Here is a 24,101-nt window from a genome sequence, read left to right on the forward strand (position 1 = left end):
CGTTTTATCGTGTGTAACAGAGTTTCATGATGTCGTCGGGCTTGATATTTCCCTCAATATAGATGAGGGCACCCCGTCCACCGGGAGCGTTGCTGAAGAGAATGTAGCGCTCCATGCCCGACGGAAGTGTGGGCATCATGTAGTATCCCCCTGTGATGTGTCCGTCTTCTACCACTTCACGTATTTTCTTCGCCCTCTTTCGGTCTGTTTTCAGCAGTGCGTCGATGGCCTTCCCCTGTGTCTTATAGGTCAGACTCTTATAGACGTGGAGTTGATAGCCCCGAAGTCGAGCATCGTACATTTCCACCATTTTGCATCCTTTCTCATGACCGTATCGGGTGAAAGCCCTGTCTATTTCGAGTCCGGTCTGTGCGTGGACGGTAAGCATTGATATGGTGGTCCATAATACTGTGAATAATAACCGTTTTATCATATCTCGTATCATTTTTACGTTGTCAGTTGATTTCATCGAGTGCGCCAAAGGCTTCCTCGTCGGTGATAGCTACCAGTTGCAGTGCCTGTTCAGCCTCTTGTTCCACGATGTGCTGATTGGTGGTGCGCTGTCCGTCAATCACGGCAAAGTTGCGATTTTCTTTTTCATCGGGCCAAAACAGTCCAGTAGCCAGTAGTAGCGATGCTGCCACAGCTCCTGCCAACCACCATTTCCTGATGTGGTGGAGGCTGATGGTTCTGTGTTTTACCTGTGTTTCGGCAGGCAGACAACTCTTTTCCGCTTCGCTATCGACGTAGGCAAAGAGGGCCCGCAGCGGTAGCCATTCGTCGGGCAAAGATTGTGCTGTGCGGAAGAAGTGGCGCAGTTGTCGCTCTTCGTCAGCTGTAGTCTCGCCGTTCATGTATCGGTCTATCAATACCTTCACTTTGTTTCTGTCGATCATCATCTTATTGTCATTTTAATAAATTCCTGTCTGATAGTCTTTCGTGCCCTTGACAGACACTGGCGGATGTTTTCTGGTGATGCTCCCGTGATGGAGGCAATCTCTTCGGTCTCGTAGCCCTCGATGTCTTTCAGTCGTAGCACTTGAGCTTGTAGGGCAGGCAACCGATTGATGATTTCGCATATGAGTCGCAGTTCGTCTTGTCGTTCCACATGTCGGGTGGTTTCTTCTGAGGATGGTTCTGCCGTTGGTCGCCCGTATTCCAATTGCTTGTGGCGTTGCTCGTCGATAGTTTTATGGCGTATCATGTTCAGTGCCAGTGCCTTCGGGTTAGGGTGCCTGTCGAGTTGCTGGCGCATGCTCCACAGTTTGAGCATGACCTCCTGTACCAAATCTTCGGCTGAGGCGTCATTCCCATTCATGTGTTTAGCAGCTTCCATCAGTGTTGGTCGCAGCACAACGATGCGCTTGTTGAACTCTTCGAGATCCATGTTATTTCTTTCCGTGACTCATCTATATAACGTATGATGGGCGAGTTTTGTGACACGCGGGGTGGATATTTTTTTATTTTCTCCTGTGGCAGATATAAAAGTACCAAAAATTCAGTTTTCAAAAATATCCGACCACATCGACCACAGAATGTGGTAAGCGTATCCGCCTCATATATGCCCATCTATAATGAAGGATGTCGCTCTGAAATAAAACTGATTGAAATTTTTGGGTAATAACGTTTTGACAAGGTGTTGTTCAATAGTTAGCAAAAGTATTGTCCAACGTTTGGTAAAGGTATTGCCCAACGTTTAACAAAAGTATTACCTAACGTTTGACAAAGGTATTTTCAACGTTTGATAAAAGTATTATCCAACGTTTGATAAAAGTATTATCCAACGTTTGATAAAAGTATTATCCAACGTTTGATAAAGGTATTATCCAACGTTTGATAAAAATATTATCAAGGTTTGAAGAAAAGGTGATAAACTTACAACTCCCATTTATACATCGATATACATGGCTCGCTAAGTTGGTCCGGGTTGATGATAGATGCAATAGGTGTGGTCGATGTGGTCGAAGGGTGGTCGAAATTCTTGGGCTTCGACCACCATTTAATGCTCAGAACTACAGCGTGTTATACGGTAGTGGTGTTCGAGTGGTCGAAATTTTTTGAAAACTCAAATTTCTGTATGCATTGCGCGCGAACATATTATATATTATGGAAATCTCTTTAATAGTAATGATAATTCTCGGTTTGCACTACCTTGGCAACCGTGTTGCGAAGATACTCCCGCTCGGAAAAACTCAAATTTATTTGGTTTTTCTCTCACTTAATCGTACCTTTGTAGGCAAATAGAATGAAAAAGTGGATTTACTGAATCATATCACTTATCCAGATGACTTGCGCAAACTGAAAGTTGAACAACTTCCATTACTATGTAAAGAACTGCGCAACGATATCGTTAAAGAACTATCTGTCAACCCCGGACATCTGGCATCAAGCCTCGGAGTCGTGGAGCTGACGGTAGCACTGCATTATGTCTTTAATACTCCCGAAGACCGCATCGTATGGGATGTAGGCCATCAGGCATACGGCCATAAAATACTGACAGGCAGACGCGAAAAGTTCTGTACCAATAGAAAACTCGGAGGCATCAAACCCTTCCCGTCGCCAGAGGAAAGTCCATACGATACCTTTGCGTGTGGTCACGCGAGCAACTCTATTTCGGCAGCACTCGGTATGGCTGTTGCAGCAAAGAAAACTGGAAATACCAACAGACATGTGGTGGCTGTTATAGGAGACGGAGCACTTAGCGGCGGCCTCGCCTTTGAAGGTCTCAACAACGTCAGTTCGTCGCCCAACGACATGCTTATCATTCTCAACGATAACAATATGTCGATAGACCAGTCGGTGGGAGGCATGAAGCAATATCTGCTCAACCTCAGTACCAACGAAACCTATAATGCACTGCGGTTTAAGATTTCAAGTAAACTGCATCAATGGGGACTACTGCCCGAAGACCGGCGCAAAGGACTCATCCGACTGTCGAATGCCATGAAATCTGCCATCAGCCATCAGCAGAATATCTTCGATGGCATGAACATCAGATATTTTGGACCGTTCGACGGACATAATGTCGGAGAACTGGTGCGCATACTGAAACAGATGAAAGACATGAAAGGTCCGAAACTGTTGCACCTCCACACACAGAAAGGACACGGTTATGCACCAGCAGAACAAGACGTAACGACTTGGCACGCACCAGGAAAATTCGATCCTGCCACAGGAGAAAGACTCGTTGACCAGTCACCCGACAAACCACAACGCTATCAAGATGTGTTCGGACATACGCTGTTGGAACTGGCAGAGCAGAATCCGAAGATAGTGGGAGTGACTCCTGCCATGCCCACAGGATGCTCCATGAATATCATGATGCAAGCCATGCCAGACCGCACTTTTGATGTGGGAATAGCCGAAGGACACGCTGTGACCTTCTCAGGGGGAATGGCGAAAGACGGGCTCATCCCCTTCTGCAATATCTACAGCGCCTTTGCACAACGTGCTTTCGATAATATCATACACGATGTGGCACTGCTCAAACTGCATGTAGTGTTCTGTTTCGACCGGGCAGGACTGGTGGGCGAAGACGGACCAACACACCATGGAGCCTTCGACTTGGCAGCACTCAGACCCATTCCACATCTTACTATCGCATCGCCCATGGACGAACATGAACTGCGCCGGCTGATGTACACCGCACAACTGCCCGACAAAGGGCCGTTTGTCATCCGCTATCCACGTGGCGGAGGAGTATTGCACAACTGGCGTTGTCCACTTGAGGAAATCGCAGTGGGCACAGGACGTAAACTTAAAGACGGACACCATACTGCAGTGCTCTCCATCGGACCGATTGGTAATCATGTGACAAAAGCCATCGAAGACCTTGATGTGGCACACTACGATATGCGATTCCTCAAACCCATCGACGAGAATATCCTTGCCGAAGTGGCAGAACACTTCGACCGCATCGTCACCGTAGAAGATGGAGTGAAAGACGGAGGACTCGGTTCTGCCGTAGTAGAATGGATGGCAGATCATCACTACCATCCCGAAGTAATCAGACGGGGATTGCCCTCCGACCATTTTGTGGAACATGGAACTGTGGCACAACTCGATCACCTTGTAGGACTGGATGCCGAGGGCATCCGCAAAGCCATTATATCATGAAGATTGTAATAGTCGGAGCAGGTGCCGTAGGTGTGCACCTGGCAAAACTGCTTTCACGCGACCATCAGGATTGCGTGCTTATCGATGCCAATGCCGAACGACTGGCTGACCTCGATAGCAAGTTTGATATCATGACAGTTGTGGGATCTCCCACAAGTATCAAAATACTGCGCGAAGCTAATGTAGATAAAGCCGACCTCTTTGTGGGAGTCACTCCCGACGAGAGCCAGAATATGAATGCTTGTATCATTGCACATTCGCTGGGAGCGAAGAAAACCGTGGCACGCATCGACAACTATGAATATCTCGCTCCAAACCTTAAACCCTTCTTCGAGAAGATGGGCATCAACTCGCTGATCTATCCAGAAGTTCTGGCAGCCATAGATATTACCAACGGACTCAAAATGTCGTGGGTCAGACAACGATGGGATGTGCACAACGGGGCACTCGTCATGCTCGGCATTAAACTGCGAGAGACCTGCGAGATACTCAACCAACCACTGCGCGAACTATGTGGACCAACAGAACCGTACCACGTAGTGGCTGTGAAACGCAACGGAGAGACACTCATCCCCGGTGGTAATGATGAACTCCGCACAGGCGACCTCTGTTATTTCATGACCACCAGTGAATACATACCCTATGTGAGAAAATTCACCGGAAAGGAACACTATGCCGATGTGAAGAACGTGATTATCATGGGAGGCAGCAAAACCGCTGTGCGCGTGGGACTGACACTGCCTGAATACATGAATCTGAAAATCATAGAGAAGAACGAACAACGCTGTGAACGACTCAACGAACTGCTGTTGGACACCGATGCCATGGTGATTCACGGTGACGGACGCGACCTCGGACTGCTTCAGGAAGAGGGAATACAGAACACACAGGCGTTTGTCGCACTGACCGACAATGCAGAAACAAATATCCTTGCCTGTCTTACCGCCAAACGGTTGGGCGTGAGGAAAACCATCGCCATGGTGGAAAATCTCGACTATGTGGAGATGGCAGAGAGTCTGGACATCGGTACCATTATCAATAAGAAAACCATTGCTGCCAGCCATATCTATCAGATGATGCTCGACGCTGACGTCAGCAATGTGAGATCGCTGATGATAGTCGATTCTGACGTGGCTGAGTTTGTGGCTGCAGAAGGATCGAAGATTACCAAAAAGCCAGTGAAGGATCTCGGACTGCCGATTGGTGTAACGATCGGTGGACTGGTGCGCAACAATCAAGGAATCCTTGTCAATGGATTCACACAGATAGAACCGGGCGATTCTGTCATGATGTTCTGTCATGAGCACAACCTGAAAAATCTCGAAAAATACTTCAAACCATCGACAATATGGTAGAGGCGAAGTTACTATACAAGATTCTGGGATCACTGCTCATCATGCTTGGACTGCTGATGGGCGGATGTGCCCTCATGGCGGGATGCTACCAAGAGGATGACATCATGGCATTTCTCATCTCGTCTCTCTTCACTGGATGTTGCGGCTTCATATTCAAATACTTGGGACGTAACGCAACCAACGACATGAGCCGGCGAACTGCTTATCTCGTAGTCACACTATCGTGGCTGCTCTATAGCTTGTTTGGAATGTTGCCCTATATCATCGGAGGATACATCAACAGCGTGACAGATGCCTACTTTGAAACCATGTCGGGATTTACCACCACGGGAGCCACCATTCTCGACGACGTGGAGCGACTGCCCCATGCATTACTCTTCTGGAGATCTCTGTCACAATGGATTGGTGGACTGGGCATCGTATTCTTCACCATTGCCATTCTACCCTCGTTGGTGGGTGGAAGCGTCAAGGTGTTTGCCGCTGAGGCTACTGGCCCTGTGCGCACCAAGATGCACCCACGGTTGAGCACCAATGCTAAATGGATTTGCAGCATCTACCTTGTGCTTACTGTAGCTTGTATCCTTTCGTATTATGCGGCGGGGATGGAATGGTTTGACAGTGTGAACTATTCAATGTCAACTACTGCAACGGGAGGATTTGCACCCCATAACGACAGTGTGGAACACTATCATAGTGCTGCCGTAGAATATGTGTCACTCTTGTTCCAATTTCTATCGGGAATCAACTTTACCTTATTATATATAGTAATCTTTAAACGGCAACTGCGACAACTGGTGCAAAACTCGGAGTTCAGACTCTATCTCTTTGTAGTGTCTTTCTCAGCTATCGTTATCATGGCCATACTGATCTATAATAATGGTTACGGCACAGAACGCGCTTTCCGATGTGCCTTGTTCCAAGTGGTGTCGTTTATTACCACCACAGGACTCTTCAACGACGATGCTGGAGCGTGGCCCCATATCACTTGGGTGATACTCGGCATATGTATGTTTCTTGGAGCTTGTGCCGGAAGTACCAGTGGCGGATTCAAATGTATCCGCGGTTCGATGGTACTCAAAGCCATGCAGAATGAGTTTCGGCAGATACTCCATCCCAGTGCCGTACTGCCTATCAAGGTCAACGGACAGAATGTGCCTTCTTCAAAGGTGGCGACGCTATTGGCTTTTTTTGCACTCTATGTGGTGATGTGTCTTATTTCCGCTACTATTATGATTGCTGCCGGCATTGACAATACCAATGCCATTACGATAGCGCTGAGTTGTATGAGCAATGTCGGACCAACTCTCGGAACAGAGATCGGTCCTGTGATGTCGTGGGCAGGACTGCCTGATGGCATCAAATGGATCTGTTCGTTTCTCATGCTTGTAGGACGTCTGGAAATCATGTCGGTTATGGTGCTCTTCACTCGTGGCTTCTGGACCGACAATTGAATACAGCAGAATAAATACCCTAAAGAACTTATATTAACGAGAGAAAAAATGAAAGCATTCAAATTTCAACCGCTGCTCAAACAGACACTCTGGGGTGGCGACCGCATCATTCCCTTCAAGCATCTCGACGCAAAAATGGATAACGTTGGCGAGAGCTGGGAGATTTCGGGAGTGAAGGATAATGAAACCATAGCCGTGGGTGACGGACGTTCGCTCAATCAATTGGTGAATGATATGAAGGAGAAACTCGTGGGAAAGGCCAACTACGAGCGTTTCGGTACCGAATTCCCATTACTCATCAAGTTTATCGATGCACGACAGGACCTCTCTATCCAAGTGCATCCCACCGATGAAATAGCCCATCGCCAAGGCAAGAGTCGCGGTAAAACAGAAATGTGGTTTGTGATGGATTCTGCACCAGAGGCCAAACTCTATAATGGACTGAAGATGCAAATCACACCAGAACAGTATAAAGAGATGGTGGCTAATGATACTATCTGTGATGCATTGGCGCAATATCCTGTCAAGGAAGGCGACTGCTTCTTCATTCCTGCGGGACGCATCCATGCCATTGGCGCCGGATGTTTCCTGGCTGAAATACAGCAGACCAGCGATGTGACTTACCGTATTTATGATTTTAAGCGAAAGGATAAAGACGGAAACTACCGCCAGCTACACACCCAAGAGGCTTCGGAGAGTATTGATTATACGGTGCTTCCCGACTATCGTACACGCTATGAGGCACGCAAAAACGAGGGGGAACTGCTGGTAGAGTGTCCTTATTTCAATACTGCTGTCTATGATTTGGACGAACCCATGACCATTGATTACAGCGAACTCGACTCGTTTGTCATCTTGATAGGCATGAAGGGTGAGGGTACGCTGACTGTTGATGGCGAGAATATGCCGTTTCGCGAAGGAGAAACTGTATTGGTACCTGCCACCGCCAATGAGGTGCGTAGCGAGGGAACTATCAAATTCTTGGAAACCTACGTGCTCTCTTGAGCAAAGAAAGTGTGCTCCTGAATATCAGGATTGCATTATATCGGGATTCGGGGAGTCGCTATCGTCGGTTGTAGCAGATGACGCATCGAGATAAGCCGACAGATCGGCAAGCAACCGAAGGAATGGTTGTGAGACCTGACTCCCTGTATTCTTCTTTAACATCTGACGGATGTCCTGCAACGAGTGTTCGTAGCAGGACATCTCGTTTTTACGTTGGGTATGGTGACAGGAAGTGCGCATGATCTCATCCTGTCGCTCCTGCCGCAGTCGATTGCACACTTTAGTGAGTATGGGCACCACCACATTGTCGAAGAGCGAATGGCCCTGAATATAGAGATAGGTAGTGTCGGGAGTGATTCCCAATGCTTTGATGTCTTCTTTGGTCTGAAGGTATTGAGCCTTATTGCCTGGGAATTGATTCTGTAAGAGGTGAACGCGCGAAGTAACCTTACGGCGCAGATGGTCGATAGAGGTTTGTGGATGTCCTACGCTGAAGCCTCCAGGGTCAGTAACTCTTGAAAAATCGGTAAGCGAGAAACGGTTGTGGTTGCCGGTGCGATAAGCCCATACCGACCAAACGAAGAGTGGAAAGATGGCTTGGCTGTACTGCTGGAAATAATCTTCGAAATCGAAAATACGATGGTCATTGAGGGTTACTGCCACACAAACTTCATGGAGCGATGGCGCATAACACTGCATATTCTCTATAGCATAAGCATAGGTGTGGAACACGTATGGGCTTTCCAATATCTTTTTCGACTGAGGAGTGCGGCCTTGCATAAGGTAGTCGTAGTCAGCATCAACGCAAGCTATCATGTCTTCGCCCACATGTCCTTCTACAAAATTCATCAGCACCGACTTCTTCCCACGTTCCAGTTTGCGGTGTGAGGGCAACATCACTTCAAAGTAGCGTTGCTCATTTTCATAGCGACTGAGCACCGTCCGCCAGAAATAAATATCATCGTAACTCTCCACGTAAGCCACAATGCGCCTACGTGCTTGTTTCGATGTCAGCCTGTTGGCGGCTTCGAAATACTGGCTGTTGATATGATCTGTCAGTCTGCTGCTCATACCGTAATATCGCTGACCTCTGTCACCTTATCCAACCATCCGCTCATGATGACGGCAGGTGAGTGGGTGGTGAGTATGATCTGAACATTCGGGTTAAGCTCTACGATGAGCTCGATGAGGCGTTTCTGCCATTCGATGTGTAGCGACACTTCTGGTTCGTCCATGAAGAGCACATAGGGCTGATGATCCTCTACAAGTACGGTGAGTAGGATGACAAGCATCTGCTTCTCACCGCTCGACAACTGGTAAGGCAGTAGCGTCTCGCCAATCTGTGTGAAACGAATTTCATTCTCTTTGCGTACCATCTTCTTACCTGTTTCGGCAAAGAGTTCATCAACCATGTCTTGGAAACGCTTTTTAGGTTCTGACAACTGCTGAGCCATGTGGGCATCGCCCCGTTGCAGGGCTTCGATAATACGGTTGCCGATGTTCACCTGATAGTCGAGATATTTGCGTTGAAGCTGGTAGAGTTGCAGATCGAGTAGTGAACCGCCCCCTACGCCAGCCAGTACTGACAAGGCTTGGTGTATGAATCCCTCACTCTCGGAGAATGTCTGCGAGAGGTTGCTGTCGAGTGAACGAATCAAGTCAAAGCGGATATGTGTGGCATCTTCGGGTGCGGTAGTCAGATATACGCCTTTCAACAGATGGTTGACAATATCGCCGTTTACCCCAACGCTTCTTACCACCTTGTTGAGAATGGTGGATTTGCCCACGCCGTTGATGCCGCTGAGGACATTGACTTTCGGATCGAGGTCCCAGACAATGTGTTTCTTGCCACTCCAAAGAGCATCGATCTCTATCGTTTTGATATAGTCTGCATACTTCTGCATAGTCTTAAGTTTTATGTCTGTCACTATTATGTCTGCCACTAAGTTAATGCTTATAGAAGCGTTATTTCATGCTTTCAAACCTATGTGGTTTGTTGGGTGGCTATCTGTTGCAAAGATAGTGTAATTCGTGAAAATTTCCAAATTCGCACTCGATGTTTGTGGAAAAAAGTATTGTTTTTAGGTAATTTTATCCATTCAGATTCTAATTTTATCCTTTCTGTTTCATTATTCCGGCAGATTATAGTACTTTTGCCGCATGAAAAAAAGTAAAGCCTTAATAGCCCATCTCGCCATGTTTGGAGCTTGTGCGGGTTGGGGATTAATGTCGCCAGTAGGCAAAGATGCAATGCTCCATGGATTTGATGGTATTACGATGGTTAGCTTTCGTGTGGCAGGAGCATGTCTGCTGTTTTGGATTGCTTCGTTGTTTGCTCCGAAAGAGCAGGTGCCATGGCGTGACCGTCTGATGTTTATCGGTGCAGCTCTTACGGGTTTGCTATTCAATCAATGTTGTTTTACTATCGGACTGAGCATCACTTCACCTATTAATGCGAGCATCGTCACCACGTCGATGCCTATCTTTGCCATGATATTGGCGGCACTTATCCTGCGTGAACCCATTACCGGCAAGAAGGCGTTAGGAGTGTTGATGGGATGCAGCGGTGCTTTGATTCTTATTCTGAGTTCGGCAGCTCATGCTGACGCACGTGTTGGAGATATACGTGGCGATTTGCTTTGCTTGTTTGCGCAGTTCTCGTTTGCCCTTTATTTATCGTTATTCAATCCGCTCATCAAGCGTTATAATGTGTTTACGGTCAACAAGTATATGTTCTCATGGGCTACGTTGATGCTTCTCCCGCTTAGTTCTTACCATGTCTATGGGGTAATCAGCCAGCCTATTCCGTTGCTGACCTGGATAGAAGTGGGTTATGTTGTGGTGTGTGGCACGTTCTTCTGTTATATTCTGACCATGATAGGTCAGCGCACGTTGCGTCCCACGGTGGTGTCGGTCTATAACTATGTGCAACCTATTGTGGCTGTTGCGGCTTCACTCATCATGGGTATTAGTACGATGAAGCTAACTCATGTTTTGGCTGTGGTGCTGGTATTCAGCGGTGTTTGGCTGGTGGTTAAGTCAAAGTCGCGCAAGGATATAGAAGAGGAACGTCAGGAGAAAAAGAACGTTTGATTCTATCTTGTTTGACCGATAGGAAATCGGTTTGCCGTTTTTCAGCATATTCCCGATCTTACGATTTGAAAAAATATAAGCGCACACCTATTATTCTTGGGTGTGCGCTTGTATGATAGAAGCTGTTTGTCTTATTTCAAGAAACCAAGTAGGGCAACGAGATAAGCATTCCAGTTGATGGCAATTTCATTGGAAGCGTAACTGCCTTCGTGATCTTGGTATGATTCATCGGGTGATGACGATGGGTAAGCAGGCACATTCTTTGCATCCTGTTGACCACTATTAGCACCTCCTGCGAGAAATCCCGGCAGTGGTTCTTCAATGCCGTCGGCTGCCGAAATACGCTGGTGAGGATGCATGACGCGCTGTGTGCCAAAGCCAGTCAGATAGCAATAGCCCGTGGCATTGCGTCCGAAGATGTGGTCGATAGTGGTGATGGCAGCTTTGCGGTAGGTATTGTCTTTGGTAAGGGCGTATTGGTACATCTGTGCAATGCCTCGTCCTGCACATTTTTCAGAGTTGCTTCCCCAAATAAAATCGGATGCGCTGTTGCCGAAGATAGAGTAGAAGGGTGATGTGGCGAGCGCCTTGATATCTTCGTCACAGAATGTTTTGAGTGATTTCTTCATGCAGCAAGTCTTGAGTTTTCCAGCCTCTTTAGTTTGTAGCAGTTCCTGATTGAGCCATTGGAAGATGCCCAGTCCGGCAACGTTGCCCCATGTGGGCAGGGTGAACTGTTTGGGAGCGAAGGCTCGAGCCTGTTCAAGGTATCCTTGTTCTCCTGTTGTGAGATACATTTCTGTAGCTGCCCAGAAGAATTCATCGTCTGCATCGTTGTCATCGTATGTTCCTGTGTTGACGTCAGGGTCATACTTGCTGTTGTTGTCTTGCTGTGTATAGTAGTTTTTGGGGAATCTCACAGCCCATGCGTATGCACGTTGTGCAGCGTTGGCAGCTATCTTGCAGAATGGTTGATATTGTGGATAATCCTTGTAGATACGTGCTGCGAGTGCCATTGTAGCAGCAAAGTCGAGTGCTGCCTGCGTGCTCTTTTGCACCACATAGCGGTCTTGTTTGCAATCCACAGGCATGACGAATGCTTCGAAATTGGGAGTGGTCAGTTTGTGATAGACACCTCCGTCGTCGGGATCCTGCATGGTCAGCATCCATTCCAGATTGTACATGATTTCGTCCAAGAGGTCGGGCACGTTGTTGTTTGATTCTGGAATTTGCGTATCGATCTGTTCGAAATGTTCTTTGTTTAACTGGTAAGCTTGTAACATCAGGCCGATGGTGAATCCAGAGTTGACGATATATTTATTGTAGTCGCCAGCATCATACCAACCTTTTGGCGAGGAAATGACCGTTCCGGCAGGGCGCTTGGGTGATGCTGCCGATGGGTGTATGAGAACTCGAGTGTCGGGATGAGCTGCTTTTCGGGCAAAGGCTCCAGCGTATTTAGCTTCGATGTCCGTTCCTGTGCGCTGTAGATAGAAGGCCTTGATGGCAGCCTTCAGCGCCTCGTTGTATGGATGTTCGGCGATGTTGATGGTTTGTTTGTTCTTACCTGCAGTCAGGGTGTAGGTGCCTGGTTTTGTTACGGTAGAGAAATCTACAACCTGTCGTACTTTGTCGTTGAAGGGGGACTTGAGTGTTCGTACGGCTTTTCCGCTCCACACTTTGCGTCCGTTGTGGTCTTTCAGAATAAAGTTGCTGCTTTTTCCCGTTGGTTCAACAACGGCAACTTTGGATTCATTGACATAATAGCCCACTTGATTGACCTTGATGGGATTTTGTGCCGTAGCTGTGAGTGCGCTTGCTGCGACGAGTGTCAATAGTGTTTTTTTCATCATTTTAAGTTTTGGTTATGAATAGTATTGGAAATGAATTTTTATGTTTTCCTTATATATAATAAGGTGGATGTGCTTTATGGGGGGGCATGCTGTTGATGCTGTGTGCAACAGTAGGGCAGATGGTTACTGTTTAGCCCGATGCTCGTTGACGAGTGATCGCATCTCTTTGAGCAGATCGCTGGCAAAGATGAAGTCGGTCAGTCGCTTATTGGTAGATTGCATGATGTCTGCCGAAACTCCCTGCCACTCTTTGTGACCTTCGTAGATGAAAAGTATGTTTTCGCCGATGGTTGTCACGGAGTTCATGTCGTGTGTATTGATGATGGTGGTAATGCCAAATTCATGGGTGATGGAGTGGAGTAGGTCGTCGATGACCAATGATGTCTTAGGGTCGAGACCAGAGTTTGGTTCGTCGCAGAAGAGGTAGCGTGGGTTGAGTGCGATAGCTCGTGCGATGGCAACTCGTTTCTGCATACCTCCTGAGATTTCACCGGGATATTTTTTTTCAGCGCCAATCAGATTGACACGGTCGAGACATTCGCGTGCACGTTGTGTGCGTTCGTGAAGTGTCATGGGCGAGAACATATCGAGTGGGAACATCACGTTTTCCAGTACTGTGAGTGAGTCGAATAGTGCAGCACTTTGGAAAATCATGCCCATTTCTCGGCGCATCATCACCTTTTCCTGTTTCGACATCTGTACGAAGTCTCTTCCATCGTATAGCACTTGTCCACTCGTAGGTTCAAGCAGTCCCACCAGATTTTTCATCAATACCGTTTTTCCGCTACCGCTCTGACCGATAATCAGATTGGTTTTTCCATCTTCAAATATGGTGTTGATACCTTTCAGTACCTCTTTATCGTCGAAACTCTTATATAGGTCTTTTACCTCAATCATTGTTGCAAGTGTATTGGAATGTTGGAAATATTGTGGTTAGGCTCATGAGAGCAGTTGGGTGAGGAATACATCGGAACATAGGATGAGTACGCTCGACGACACGACAGCGTCTGTTGAGGCTTTGCCCACATTGACCGAACCGCCTTCTACGTTGTAGCCGAAATAGGAGGGTACTGCCGATATGATGAAGGCGAAGAACAAGCTCTTGATGATGCTCATCCATACGAACCATGGTTGGAAATCGTGTTGCAGTCCGAGTGTGAGGTCGTCGGGTGGGAGTATGTGGGCTATGTATGCTGTACCGTAAGCACCTATGATACCCATTGCTGATGAGAAGATGACCAATAGCGGCATGATGGTCACCATGCCGAGAATCTTGGGCAGGATGAGGTAGCATGCTGAGTTTACACCCATGATGTCGAGTGCGTCAATCTGTTGGGTGACGCGCATCGTGCCAATCTCCGATGCGATGTTTGATCCGACTTTTCCCGCCAGTATCAGACACATGATACTTGATGAGAACTCCAGCAACATAATCTCACGAGTGGTGTAGCCGCTGACCCATCGGGGCATCCATGGACTCTGGATGTTGAGTTTCATCTGGATACAGATGACAGCTCCGATGAAGAAAGAGATCAGCAGTACGATGCCGATGGAGTTGATGCCCAGTTGCGCCATCTCTTTCGTATATTCCTTGAAGAACATACGCATCCGCTCTGGACGCGAAAAAGTGCGCCCCATCAATATGATGAATTGGCCGAAATGTGTCAGCCAGTTGTGTAATAGTTTCATAGGATAATATGCTTAATTGAATGCAAAGGTAGTGTAAACTGAGAGAAAAAACAAGTTTTTCTTTGAAATTCACGCAGTTTACACTACCTTTGCACATGAAAAGATACATGGCAATGGACGAAATTAAGAACAATAAGCCGGAACAGTTGGTGTTGCGCACCGAGGGTCTGGTCAAACAATATGGCAAGCGCACCGTGGTGAGCGATGTGAGTTTCGATGTGAAACAAGGTGAAATTGTAGGACTGTTGGGTCCTAACGGAGCCGGCAAAACCACATCGTTCTATATGACAACCGGATTGGTTGTTCCCAATGGCGGACACATCTATCTCGGCGACGAGGAGGTGACAGACTATCCTGTCTATAAGCGTGCTCGTGCCGGTATCGGCTATTTGGCACAGGAGGCATCTGTGTTTCGCAAGATGTCGGTAGAGGACAATATTCTCTCGGTATTGGAAATGACGGGCAAACCACGTGACTATCAGCTCGAAAAACTTGAAAGCCTGATCAAGGAGTTTCGCCTTGGAAAGGTGAGAAAGAATAAGGGTGACCAGCTTTCTGGTGGTGAGCGACGCCGTACAGAGATTGCTCGTTGCTTAGCTATTGAGCCCAAATTCATCATGCTCGACGAACCGTTTGCCGGCGTTGACCCTATTGCCGTGGAAGATATTCAGCAGATAGTTTGGCAACTGAAATATCGCAACATCGGTATTCTGATAACCGACCATAATGTGCACGAAACTCTTAACATTACCGACCGTGCCTATCTGCTCTTCGAAGGTCGCATTCTCTTTCAAGGTAGTCCTGAAGAATTAGCGGTCAATCCTGTGGTGAAAGAGAAATATCTGGGTACCAACTTCGAACTGAAAAAGAAGAACTTCCAAGAGATGGCAGAAGCCAAACGCCGAAAGGAAATGGAGGAAGACGAAGAGAATAGATGAAACCCTTCATGCCTGAGGTTTGGCAAAATCTTAGAACAACATTGGGTCACTTTCTTTCCAACGACCGATGTTTGACAGGTGTTCGGTGGGTATTTGATCAATAAAACTCACGTATTTCCTTCGGGATGCCTTCGGGATGCCTTCGGGATGTCGGTTTGTTGCTTGATGGGGAGATCCCAAGTAAGTCCCAAGTAAGTCCCATTATTTGCGGAAAACTATGGGAGGATGATGGGAAGATAGTGGGAGAAACTTCGCTCGTCAGTTCGATAATCCAAAGAAAAATTCGATTTTCCTTTGTATTCTGCTCACTTATTCGTAACTTTGCACGCTCAAAACTGCATATAATAATTAAATAAGGTATAAGAAGAGATGAATATTTCATTTGAAGCTCCTGACAAAATCAATGGTTTGATGACCATCGTATTGGAGAAAGAAGACTATCAAGCAGAAGTCGAGAAGACTCTGAAAGATTATCGCAAACGCGCTAATGTACCCGGATTCCGCCCTGGTCAGACTCCTATGGGTATGATCAAACGTCAGTATGGTACTGCCGTTAAGGTTGACGTGGTAAACAAAATGTTGGGTGAGGAACTCTACAAGTATGTTCGCGAAAACAAAATACAGATGCTCGGCGAACCCCTCAACAGCGACAAACAGAAGGAACTCAACTTCGAAAGCGATGAGCCATTGGAGTTCATGTTCGATATTGCCGTAGCTCCCGAATTCAAGGCAGCCCTCTCTGGCAAGGATAAAGTTGACTACTACAACATCACCGTTGACGACAAACTGATCGACCAGCAGGTGGAAATGTATCAGCAGCGTTCTGGTAACTACGAGAAGGCAGAGCAGTATGACGCAGAACAGCGCGATTTGCTCAAGGGCGACCTGCGCGAACTCGACGAGAACGGAAACGTTAAGGAAAATGGAATTACCATTGCCGACGTTTCTCTAATGCCTCAGTACATCAAGGTAGAAGACCAGAAGAAGCTTTTCGATGGTGCTAAACTGGGCGACATCATCACTTGGAATCCCCGTCAGGCCTATCCTGAAAACGACGCAGAGGTTTCTTCTCTCCTCAAAATCAAGAAAGAGGAAGTTGCTCAGCACACAGGAGACTTTACCTATCAGGTAACTGAAATCTCACGCTTCACAAAGGCAGAGGTTAATCAGACACTCTTCGATCAGGTTTTCGGCGAGGGTAATGTGAAAGACGAAAAAGAATTCCGTCAGAAGATTAGCGAGCAGATTAGCGAGCAGTTCAAGTCTGATTCAGACTATAAGTTCCTGCTCGACGTACGCAAGCACATGGAGAAGAAGGTTGGTAAGCTCGAATTCCCAGAGGCTCTGCTCAAGCGCGTGATGTTCAATAACAACAAGGACAAGGGCGAGGAGTTTGTAGAAAAAAACTTCGAGGCCAGCATCAACGAACTCGAATGGCACCTTATCAAAGAGCAGCTCGTTGCCGCTCAGAACATCAAGGTTGACGATGCAGACATCAAGAATGTAGCCAAGGAGGCCGCTCGCGCACAGTTCGCACAATACGGAATGGCAAATATTCCAGAGGAATATCTCGACAACTACGCTACAGAGATGCTGAAAAAGCGTGAAAACGTAGATGGACTCGTAGATCGTGCCGTTGACCTGAAGCTCATCGACGCTCTGAAGAATGTTGTGAAACTCAACGAGAAAGAGATTTCAATGGAAGACTTTCAGAAGATGCTGCAAGAGAAATAAGCATTTTTAAGAAAAAAACCTCATGAATATTGCGAGGTTACCAACTTTTTTCGTAATTTTGTATTTATAATATACGCAAAAAGGGTTGGTAACCTCGCTTTTTTGTTTCAAAACCAAAGAATGATGAACAACGATTTTAGAAAATATGCTACTAAGCATTTAGGTATTAACGGTCTCGTACTCGACGAAGTGGTGAGCGCACAGGCACAGTATCTGAACCCCTATATCTTGGAAGAACGTCAACTGAACGTTACCCAGATGGACGTGTTCTCACGACTGATGATGGATCGCATCATCTTCCTCGGTACACAGATTGACGACTATACTGCCAATACACTACAGGCACAGCTGCTCTATCTCGACTCAGTAGATAGCGGCAAGGATATCAGTATCTACCTCAACTCACCAGGCGGAAGCGTAACAGCAGGCCTCGGCATCTACGACACCATGCAGTTTATTACTTCCGACGTAGCCACCATCTGCACAGGTATGGCAGCATCAATGGCAGCCGTGTTGCTCGTGGCTGGAGCAGAAGGCAAACGCTCGGCGCTTCCCCATAGCCGTGTGATGATTCATCAGCCACTGGGTGGAGTACAGGGACAGGCATCGGATATTGAAATCGAGGCCAGAGAAATCATGAAATTCAAGAAAGAACTCTATACCATCATCTCCAACCATTCACACACACCATTTGATAAGGTGTGGAACGATTCTGACCGTAACTACTGGATGACAGCAGAAGAGGCCAAAGAGTATGGTATGATAGATGAAATACTGGTCAGAAAGGCATGAAGAAACAATGTAATTTCTGCGGACGTACCGAACGTGAAGTCCCCCTGTTGATAACAGGTCTCCATGGATGTATCTGTAGCGACTGCGTGACTCAGGCCTATCAGGTGTTGCAGGCTAACGGATTCGATAAGGACGCGAAAAAGAAACAAGCCGTTCCGGAACTCAAGAAAGTTCCTAAACCCAAAGAGATAAAAAAGTATCTCGATGAATATATTATAGGTCAGGATGAGGCCAAGCGCTTCCTCTCCGTAGCAGTATATAACCACTACAAACGACTGCAACAGCCTGTAGATGAGAACGGAGTCGAAATCGAGAAAAGCAACATCATCATGGTGGGATCTACCGGAACCGGTAAGACCTTGCTGGCACGCACCATCGCCAAACTGCTTGACGTGCCCTTTACCATCGTCGATGCTACCGTATTTACCGAAGCCGGCTATGTGGGCGAGGATGTAGAGAGTATCCTCTCACGCCTGCTGCAAGTGGCTGACTATAACGTGGAGGCTGCCGAGCGTGGTATTGTCTTTATCGACGAGATAGATAAAATTGCCAGAAAGAGCGACAACCCCAGCATCACACGCGACGTGAGTGGCGAAGGTGTGCAACAGGGACTGCTCAAACTGTTGGAGGGAACAATGGTTAACGTGCCACCACAGGGCGGACGCAAACATCCTGACCAGGAATACATCCATGTGGATACTCGCAATATCCTCTTTATATGTGGAGGAGCCTTCGACGGCATTGAACGCAAGATTGCGCAACGACTCAATACCCATGTCGTGGGTTACAACTCGGTACAGAATGTACGCAAGATAGACAAGGGCGACCTGATGAAGTATATTCTGCCCCAAGACTTGAAATCGTTCGGACTGATTCCGGAAATCATCGGACGTCTGCCGGTGCTGACTTATCTCAATCCGCTCGATCGCGACGCGCTGGAGAAAATATTGGTGGAACCCAAAAACTCCATCATCAAGCAGTATGAAAAACTGTTTGATATGGACGGCATCAAACTGACATTTGCCCCAGAAGCCCTCAAACTCATCGTCGATAAGGCGATGGAGTACAAACTCGGTGCACGTGGACTACGCTCTATCGTGGAGTCTATTATGATGGACGCCATGTTTGAAGTACCTTCCAAACGCGCCAAATCCTTTGAAGTGACTGCAGAGTACGCACAACAGCAACTCGATAAATCGCATTTACAGTAATTAAGCCTATTGCAATGAAAGTTAATCTTACCCAAGCACTCAAACAATTTTTTGGCTTCAGCCAATTTAAAGGTGACCAAGAGCGCATCATCCAAAATCTACTGGATGGCAACGATACCTTTGTGCTGATGCCTACAGGAGGTGGCAAATCCCTTTGCTACCAATTGCCTTCCCTGCTGATGGAAGGAACAGCGATTGTCATCTCACCATTGATAGCTCTGATGAAAAATCAAGTGGATGCCATCAGTATGATGAGTGAAGAGGGTACCGCACATTATCTCAACTCATCGCTCAACAAAGCAGCGATAGACCAGGTGAAGGCCGACATTCGTTCCGGAAAGACTAAACTGCTCTATGTGGCACCGGAATCGTTGACCAAAGAGGATAATGTCAACTTTCTCAAAAAGACAAAGATTTCTTTCTATGCAATAGACGAAGCCCACTGTATCTCCGAATGGGGTCACGACTTCCGACCCGAATACCGTCGCATACGACCCATCATCAACCAGATTGGTGAGGCACCCATCATCGCACTTACCGCTACGGCAACAGACAAAGTGCGTACTGATATCAAGAAGAATCTCGGCATGAGCGATGCTACAGAATTCAAAAGCTCGTTCAACCGCCCGAACCTCTATTATGAGGTAAGAAACAAAACCAAGGATGTGGATAAGGACATCATTAAGTTCATTAAACAACATCCAGGTAAAAGCGGCATCATCTATTGTCTCTCGCGCAAGAAAGTAGAAGAATTGGCGGAAATCCTACGCGCCAACGATATCAAGGCACAGGCTTATCATGCCGGACTTGAATCGGCTTTGCGCTCGCAGACGCAGGATGACTTCTTGATGGAAAAAACAGATGTTATCGTGGCTACGATAGCCTTCGGAATGGGTATCGATAAGCCAGATGTCCGCTTTGTCATCCATTACGACATCCCTAAGTCGTTGGAAGGATACTATCAGGAAACTGGACGCGCAGGTCGAGATGGAGGAGAAGGCGTCTGCATCGCTTTCTATTCGAAAAAAGACTTGCAGAAGCTGGATAAGTTTATGGAAGGCAAACCCGTGGCAGAACAGGATATTGGCAGACAACTGTTGCAGGAAACAGCAGCCTATGCCGAGACTTCTGTGTGCCGACGCAAGATGCTACTCCATTATTTCGGTGAAATATATCCCAAGGACAACTGTCAGAACTGTGACAACTGTCTGCATCCGAAAACCAAGATAGAGGCACAGGAACAGCTGGTAATCCTGCTCAATACGGTGATTACCATCAAGGAAAACTTCCGTTCTGACTATGTCATCGACTTTATTACCGGAAAGGAAACAGAGGAGATATTGGCGCATAAGCATCAAAACAACGAACTGTTTGGTGCGGGCGAGGATATGGATGAGAAATTGTGGAATCCCGTTATCAGGCAGGCTCTGATAGCAGGATTCATAAAGAAAGATGTGGAAAACTATGGCTTGCTGAAAATAACAGCTGCCGGAAAGAAATTCTTAAAGAAACCAGAATCATTTATGATTGTAGAGGATAAAGACTTTGACGAAGACTACGAGAACGCTTCGGAACACGATGCAACTATGACTGCGCTCGATCCTACGCTCAGCATCATGCTGAAGGACTTGCGCAAAAAGGTTGCCAAGAAAATGGAGCGTCCACCTTATGTGATATTCCAGGATGTAAGCATCGAACAGATGGCTACCGATTATCCTATCACGTTGGAAGAACTCAAAAACATACAAGGTGTAGGAGAAGGAAAGGTGAAACAGCCTTATGCAAAGGAGTTCGTAGATCTGATCGCCAAATACTGTAAAGAGAACGACATCACACGACAGGCTGACCTGCGCGTGCGTACTGTTGCTAAGAAGTCGATGCTGAAAGTGAAAATCATTCAGGCCATCGACAGACAAGTGGCGCTTGACGATATTGCCAATGCACAAGGCTTGGACTTTAGCGAACTGCTCGACGAGGTGGAGGCTATCGTATATAGTGGTACACGACTGAATATCGACTATTTCCTCGATGAGGTGATGGACGAAGACCATATTGACGATATTTATGACTATTTTGCTGAAAGCGATACAGACTCGCTCGATGCGGCTATTGACGAACTGGGTTCTGAGTGCTCGGAAGATGAAATCAGACTGGTGCGCATCAAGTTTATTAGCGAAATGGCCAACTAATACTGCCAATGGTTATGAAAAGGACAACGACATATCTTATGGCTCTGGCTGCACTATTGCTGATGGCGCAGCCTGCTGATGCGCAGTTCTTAAAGAAAATGTTTAAGAAAAAAGCGCGTACAGAGCGGAAAGCTAAAGTGGGAAAAGACGGTATTGACGACGATGCCCAACAGGCACTTGCCGATGTGACAACCTTTGCCGATAATTCCAACAACCGCAACGCTTTCCTTGGAATACCATTGGGAATCAAGGCTGAACGCTTTGAAAAACAACTGTTGGAACAAGGATTTACGGAACGTAAAGCCGAGGGAAAACAAACGGCAAAGACTTATGTCTATGAAGGAGACGTGTATGGTGCAAAAGCTCGCGTAACACTTTATACTTCAGAAGACACCGAACGGGTATTTGCCGTTGATGTGGAGGGAGTTGCTGTCTATCCTACCAAAAAGGATGTGCAAGGACGCTTCCTGCATCTCAAACAACAACTTGCCAAAGTATATGGACAAGGATATGTGGATCGGGGAGGCGAGGCCTATACCATCATCAGCAGACTGGGAACCACCACACTCCATTATGAGAGTTCGGGAGTGGGACAGTCATATACTATCGGTATTACCATAGACGACGCAAAGGCTTATGCGATGGCCTATCAGGAAATGGAAGACCGTGAATACGAAGCCAAGCCACGCGTCTTGACAAACGGATTGGCAGAACCGCTGAAACATACCGATCTGGTGGGATTGGTATTCTTCCTGACTAAAAACCGCACCTTAGTGTCGGCCAAGACTCTCTTGGCATCCTATGATTATTCGATTGGTAAGATGAACCAGATGAAGTCGCCACAGGCCACCCTGACCATTGGCGATTATCACTCAAATGTGGTTTTCACGCGTTCTAAGAAAAACTATACGGCATTTGTCATTACTGCCAACGATGACCTCGATGCGGTACGTTGCGACTTGCAGACTTACGGTTATACCACAACCGATAAGGTCAACTATCAGCAAGGACGTGTGAAGATTGCCGTTGCCACAAACAAAAACGGCCAGGTTGTTGTACGAGTGCGCTGATACTTACTCATTTCAACGATTGATACTATACTGCGTTAAATCGTATTAATAATCGGTGAAACGCTTGTAGGTATCGGAAAAAATGAGTAATTTTGCACGCAATAAAATTTTAAGGAGTTATTTATGTCATCATTTATTGCAGACAAAATTGTGATGGACGGCCTTACATTTGACGACGTCCTCCTGATTCCCGCTTATTCGGAAGTGTTGCCTAAGACGGTAGAGTTGAAAACCAAGTTCTCGCGTAACATCCAGCTGAATGTTCCTTTCGTGACAGCAGCTATGGATACCGTGACCGAAAGTCAGATGGCGATTGCCATTGCACGTGAAGGCGGTATCGGTGTTATCCACAAAAACATGTCGATAGATAACCAAGCTCGCGAGGTGGCTATCGTCAAGCGTGCTGAGAACGGTATGATCTATGATCCTGTTACCATCCGTCGTGGATCTACGGTGCAGGATGCCTTGGCCTTGATGGCTGAATATCATATCGGTGGTATTCCTGTTGTAGATGAAAACAATTATCTCGTAGGTATCGTGACCAATCGTGACCTGCGCTTTGAGCGTCGCTTGGATCGTACTATCGACGAGGTGATGTCGAAAGAGAATCTGGTGACAACCCACCAGCAAACCGACTTGATTGCTGCTGCACAAATCCTGCAGGAAAATAAGATTGAGAAACTCCCCGTTGTTGATAAAGACAACCACTTGGTAGGCCTCATTACTTATAAGGATATTACCAAGGCAAAGGATAAACCCATGGCTTGCAAAGATGATAAAGGTCGTCTGCGTGTAGCTGCAGGTGTAGGTGTTACCGTTGATACCCTCGACCGTATGCAGGCACTTGTCAATGCTGGTGTTGACGCCATTGTGATTGATACTGCCCATGGACATTCTAAGAGCGTTATCGAAAAACTGCGCGAGGCTAAGGCTTCGTTCCCCAATATTGACATCGTAGTAGGTAATATCGCTACTGGAACTGCCGCCAAAATGTTGGTGGAGAACGGCGCAGATGCTGTTAAGGTCGGTATTGGTCCGGGTTCCATCTGTACCACACGTGTTGTCGCAGGTGTCGGCGTACCCCAGTTGAGCGCAGTATATGATGTTTACCAGGCCTTGCAGGGCACAGGTGTACCTTTGATTGCTGACGGTGGTCTCCGCTATTCTGGCGATATCGTTAAGGCATTGGCAGCCGGTGGTTCTTGCGTGATGATTGGTTCGCTGGTAGCAGGTACAGAAGAAAGCCCCGGCGACACTATTATCTATAATGGCCGTAAGTTTAAGAGCTATCGTGGTATGGGTTCACTCGAAGCCATGGAACACGGATCTAAGGACCGTTACTTCCAGGCAGATACCAAAGATACCAAGAAACTTGTACCAGAGGGAATTGCCGGACGCGTTCCTTATAAGGGAACTGTACAGGAAGTTATCTATCAGATGGTAGGTGGACTGCGTTCTGGTATGGGCTATTGCGGTGCTCCAACTATCGATAAATTGCATGACGCTAAGTTCACTCGCATCACCAATGCTGGTGTGAACGAGAGCCATCCACACGATATCACCATTACAAGTGAGGCTCCAAACTATTCACGCCCCAACGATTAA

At 47.0% G+C, this 24,101-nt stretch carries 20 protein-coding genes; 12 read left to right on the top strand and 8 right to left on the bottom strand.

The window, feature by feature from the left end:
* Positions 1 to 4: 4 nt before the first annotated feature.
* From CIK88_RS06945 to CIK88_RS06955, 3 genes are read right to left on the bottom strand one after another with little or no spacing between them, the layout of a single operon-like run.
* Positions 5 to 433, bottom strand: a complete 429-nt coding sequence (locus CIK88_RS06945) for a hypothetical protein (protein WP_254046864.1) — start codon at positions 431 to 433, stop codon at positions 5 to 7.
* A gap of 22 nt (positions 434 to 455) precedes the next feature.
* Positions 456 to 899 carry a hypothetical protein gene (locus CIK88_RS06950; RefSeq protein ID WP_094435426.1) on the bottom strand — a complete coding sequence of 148 codons (444 nt, stop codon included), beginning with the start codon at positions 897 to 899 and terminating at the stop codon, positions 456 to 458.
* Positions 896 to 1,387 (bottom strand): RNA polymerase sigma factor, encoded by a 492-nt coding sequence (locus CIK88_RS06955; RefSeq protein WP_094435428.1) that lies wholly within the window; start codon positions 1,385 to 1,387, stop codon positions 896 to 898. The genes CIK88_RS06950 and CIK88_RS06955 overlap by 4 nt, the downstream gene beginning before the upstream one ends.
* 866 nt (positions 1,388 to 2,253) lie before the next feature.
* Between CIK88_RS06955 and dxs the strand changes: the two genes are divergently transcribed.
* Genes dxs through CIK88_RS06975 form a run of 4 tightly spaced genes read left to right on the top strand, consistent with a single transcriptional unit; the run spans position 2,254 to position 7,927 of the window.
* Positions 2,254 to 4,116 carry a 1-deoxy-D-xylulose-5-phosphate synthase gene (gene dxs / locus CIK88_RS06960; RefSeq protein WP_094389502.1) on the top strand — a complete coding sequence of 621 codons (1,863 nt, stop codon included), beginning with the start codon at positions 2,254 to 2,256 and terminating at the stop codon, positions 4,114 to 4,116.
* Positions 4,113 to 5,471, top strand: a complete 1,359-nt coding sequence (gene trkA / locus CIK88_RS06965; protein WP_094435430.1) for a Trk system potassium transporter TrkA — start codon at positions 4,113 to 4,115, stop codon at positions 5,469 to 5,471. The genes dxs and trkA overlap by 4 nt, the downstream gene beginning before the upstream one ends.
* Complete coding sequence (locus tag CIK88_RS06970; protein ID WP_094435432.1) at positions 5,465 to 6,922, top strand: TrkH family potassium uptake protein; 1,458 nt, start codon at positions 5,465 to 5,467, stop codon at positions 6,920 to 6,922. Before trkA ends, CIK88_RS06970 begins: the two co-directional genes overlap by 7 nt.
* Before the next feature lie 48 nt (positions 6,923 to 6,970).
* Positions 6,971 to 7,927 carry a type I phosphomannose isomerase catalytic subunit gene (locus CIK88_RS06975; protein WP_094435434.1) on the top strand — a complete coding sequence of 319 codons (957 nt, stop codon included), beginning with the start codon at positions 6,971 to 6,973 and terminating at the stop codon, positions 7,925 to 7,927.
* Between the two features lie 24 nt (positions 7,928 to 7,951).
* On the opposite strand, the gene CIK88_RS06980 is transcribed toward CIK88_RS06975, so the two are convergent.
* Positions 7,952 to 8,998 carry a DUF4435 domain-containing protein gene (locus tag CIK88_RS06980; RefSeq protein WP_094435436.1) on the bottom strand — a complete coding sequence of 349 codons (1,047 nt, stop codon included), beginning with the start codon at positions 8,996 to 8,998 and terminating at the stop codon, positions 7,952 to 7,954.
* The gene (locus tag CIK88_RS06985; protein ID WP_094435462.1) at positions 8,995 to 9,831 is read right to left on the bottom strand and encodes an AAA family ATPase; all 837 of its coding nucleotides are present in this window, start codon (positions 9,829 to 9,831) and stop codon (positions 8,995 to 8,997) included. The genes CIK88_RS06980 and CIK88_RS06985 overlap by 4 nt, the downstream gene beginning before the upstream one ends.
* 256 nt (positions 9,832 to 10,087) lie before the next feature.
* Between CIK88_RS06985 and CIK88_RS06990 the strand changes: the two genes are divergently transcribed.
* The gene (locus CIK88_RS06990; RefSeq protein ID WP_094435438.1) at positions 10,088 to 11,020 is read left to right on the top strand and encodes a DMT family transporter; all 933 of its coding nucleotides are present in this window, start codon (positions 10,088 to 10,090) and stop codon (positions 11,018 to 11,020) included.
* A gap of 131 nt (positions 11,021 to 11,151) precedes the next feature.
* Here the strand turns inward: CIK88_RS06990 and CIK88_RS06995 are convergent, their stop codons facing one another.
* The 3 genes from CIK88_RS06995 to CIK88_RS07005 form a co-directional block, all read right to left on the bottom strand.
* Positions 11,152 to 12,873 carry a glycoside hydrolase family 9 protein gene (locus tag CIK88_RS06995; protein ID WP_254046865.1) on the bottom strand — a complete coding sequence of 574 codons (1,722 nt, stop codon included), beginning with the start codon at positions 12,871 to 12,873 and terminating at the stop codon, positions 11,152 to 11,154.
* Positions 12,874 to 12,996: 123 nt separating this feature from the next.
* Positions 12,997 to 13,770, bottom strand: a complete 774-nt coding sequence (locus CIK88_RS07000; protein ID WP_094389508.1) for an ABC transporter ATP-binding protein — start codon at positions 13,768 to 13,770, stop codon at positions 12,997 to 12,999.
* Positions 13,771 to 13,812: 42 nt separating this feature from the next.
* Positions 13,813 to 14,562 (bottom strand): ABC transporter permease, encoded by a 750-nt coding sequence (locus CIK88_RS07005; protein ID WP_094389509.1) that lies wholly within the window; start codon positions 14,560 to 14,562, stop codon positions 13,813 to 13,815.
* Between the two features lie 113 nt (positions 14,563 to 14,675).
* Between CIK88_RS07005 and lptB the strand changes: the two genes are divergently transcribed.
* From lptB to guaB, 7 genes are all read left to right on the top strand, one after another.
* Positions 14,676 to 15,500, top strand: a complete 825-nt coding sequence (gene lptB, locus CIK88_RS07010) for an LPS export ABC transporter ATP-binding protein (RefSeq protein ID WP_371591525.1) — start codon at positions 14,676 to 14,678, stop codon at positions 15,498 to 15,500.
* 369 nt (positions 15,501 to 15,869) lie between these two features.
* On the top strand, positions 15,870 to 17,234 hold the full coding sequence (gene tig, locus CIK88_RS07015; RefSeq protein WP_094389510.1) for a trigger factor: 1,365 nt from the start codon (positions 15,870 to 15,872) through the stop codon (positions 17,232 to 17,234).
* Positions 17,235 to 17,357: 123 nt separating this feature from the next.
* On the top strand, positions 17,358 to 18,026 hold the full coding sequence (gene clpP, locus CIK88_RS07020) for an ATP-dependent Clp endopeptidase proteolytic subunit ClpP (protein WP_094389526.1): 669 nt from the start codon (positions 17,358 to 17,360) through the stop codon (positions 18,024 to 18,026).
* Positions 18,023 to 19,237 (top strand): ATP-dependent Clp protease ATP-binding subunit ClpX, encoded by a 1,215-nt coding sequence (clpX, locus tag CIK88_RS07025; protein WP_094389511.1) that lies wholly within the window; start codon positions 18,023 to 18,025, stop codon positions 19,235 to 19,237. Before clpP ends, clpX begins: the two co-directional genes overlap by 4 nt.
* A gap of 8 nt (positions 19,238 to 19,245) precedes the next feature.
* Positions 19,246 to 21,426 carry a DNA helicase RecQ gene (recQ, locus tag CIK88_RS07030; RefSeq protein WP_094435442.1) on the top strand — a complete coding sequence of 727 codons (2,181 nt, stop codon included), beginning with the start codon at positions 19,246 to 19,248 and terminating at the stop codon, positions 21,424 to 21,426.
* A 14-nt stretch (positions 21,427 to 21,440) separates the two neighbouring features.
* The gene (locus CIK88_RS07035) at positions 21,441 to 22,496 is read left to right on the top strand and encodes a hypothetical protein (RefSeq protein WP_144007470.1); all 1,056 of its coding nucleotides are present in this window, start codon (positions 21,441 to 21,443) and stop codon (positions 22,494 to 22,496) included.
* Positions 22,497 to 22,619: 123 nt separating this feature from the next.
* Entirely contained in the window at positions 22,620 to 24,101 is a 1,482-nt protein-coding gene (gene guaB, locus CIK88_RS07040) for an IMP dehydrogenase (RefSeq protein WP_094435446.1), read from the top strand.

The organism is Prevotella sp. P5-50 (assembly GCF_002251295.1).
In the GTDB taxonomy this organism is placed as follows: Bacteria; Bacteroidota; Bacteroidia; order Bacteroidales; family Bacteroidaceae; genus Prevotella.

What these genes read in the sequence shown, in the direction of transcription:
- CIK88_RS07005 (WP_094389509.1), bottom strand. Translation starts at nt 14,562, where the DNA reads ATGAAACTATTACACAACTGGCTGACACATTTCGGCCAATTCATCATA.
- CIK88_RS06985 (WP_094435462.1), bottom strand. Translation starts at nt 9,831, where the DNA reads ATGCAGAAGTATGCAGACTATATCAAAACGATAGAGATCGATGCTCTT.
- CIK88_RS06980 (WP_094435436.1), bottom strand. Translation starts at nt 8,998, where the DNA reads ATGAGCAGCAGACTGACAGATCATATCAACAGCCAGTATTTCGAAGCC.
- CIK88_RS06950 (WP_094435426.1), bottom strand. Translation starts at nt 899, where the DNA reads ATGATGATCGACAGAAACAAAGTGAAGGTATTGATAGACCGATACATG.
- CIK88_RS06990 (WP_094435438.1), top strand. Translation starts at nt 10,088, where the DNA reads ATGAAAAAAAGTAAAGCCTTAATAGCCCATCTCGCCATGTTTGGAGCT.
- trkA (WP_094435430.1), top strand. Translation starts at nt 4,113, where the DNA reads ATGAAGATTGTAATAGTCGGAGCAGGTGCCGTAGGTGTGCACCTGGCA.
- CIK88_RS06995 (WP_254046865.1), bottom strand. Translation starts at nt 12,873, where the DNA reads ATGATGAAAAAAACACTATTGACACTCGTCGCAGCAAGCGCACTCACA.
- CIK88_RS06970 (WP_094435432.1), top strand. Translation starts at nt 5,465, where the DNA reads ATGGTAGAGGCGAAGTTACTATACAAGATTCTGGGATCACTGCTCATC.
- CIK88_RS06955 (WP_094435428.1), bottom strand. Translation starts at nt 1,387, where the DNA reads ATGGATCTCGAAGAGTTCAACAAGCGCATCGTTGTGCTGCGACCAACA.
- CIK88_RS06975 (WP_094435434.1), top strand. Translation starts at nt 6,971, where the DNA reads ATGAAAGCATTCAAATTTCAACCGCTGCTCAAACAGACACTCTGGGGT.
- tig (WP_094389510.1), top strand. Translation starts at nt 15,870, where the DNA reads ATGAATATTTCATTTGAAGCTCCTGACAAAATCAATGGTTTGATGACC.
- CIK88_RS06945 (WP_254046864.1), bottom strand. Translation starts at nt 433, where the DNA reads ATGATAAAACGGTTATTATTCACAGTATTATGGACCACCATATCAATG.
- guaB (WP_094435446.1), top strand. Translation starts at nt 22,620, where the DNA reads ATGTCATCATTTATTGCAGACAAAATTGTGATGGACGGCCTTACATTT.
- CIK88_RS07000 (WP_094389508.1), bottom strand. Translation starts at nt 13,770, where the DNA reads ATGATTGAGGTAAAAGACCTATATAAGAGTTTCGACGATAAAGAGGTA.
- lptB (WP_371591525.1), top strand. Translation starts at nt 14,676, where the DNA reads ATGGACGAAATTAAGAACAATAAGCCGGAACAGTTGGTGTTGCGCACC.
- clpX (WP_094389511.1), top strand. Translation starts at nt 18,023, where the DNA reads ATGAAGAAACAATGTAATTTCTGCGGACGTACCGAACGTGAAGTCCCC.
- clpP (WP_094389526.1), top strand. Translation starts at nt 17,358, where the DNA reads ATGAACAACGATTTTAGAAAATATGCTACTAAGCATTTAGGTATTAAC.
- CIK88_RS07035 (WP_144007470.1), top strand. Translation starts at nt 21,441, where the DNA reads ATGAAAAGGACAACGACATATCTTATGGCTCTGGCTGCACTATTGCTG.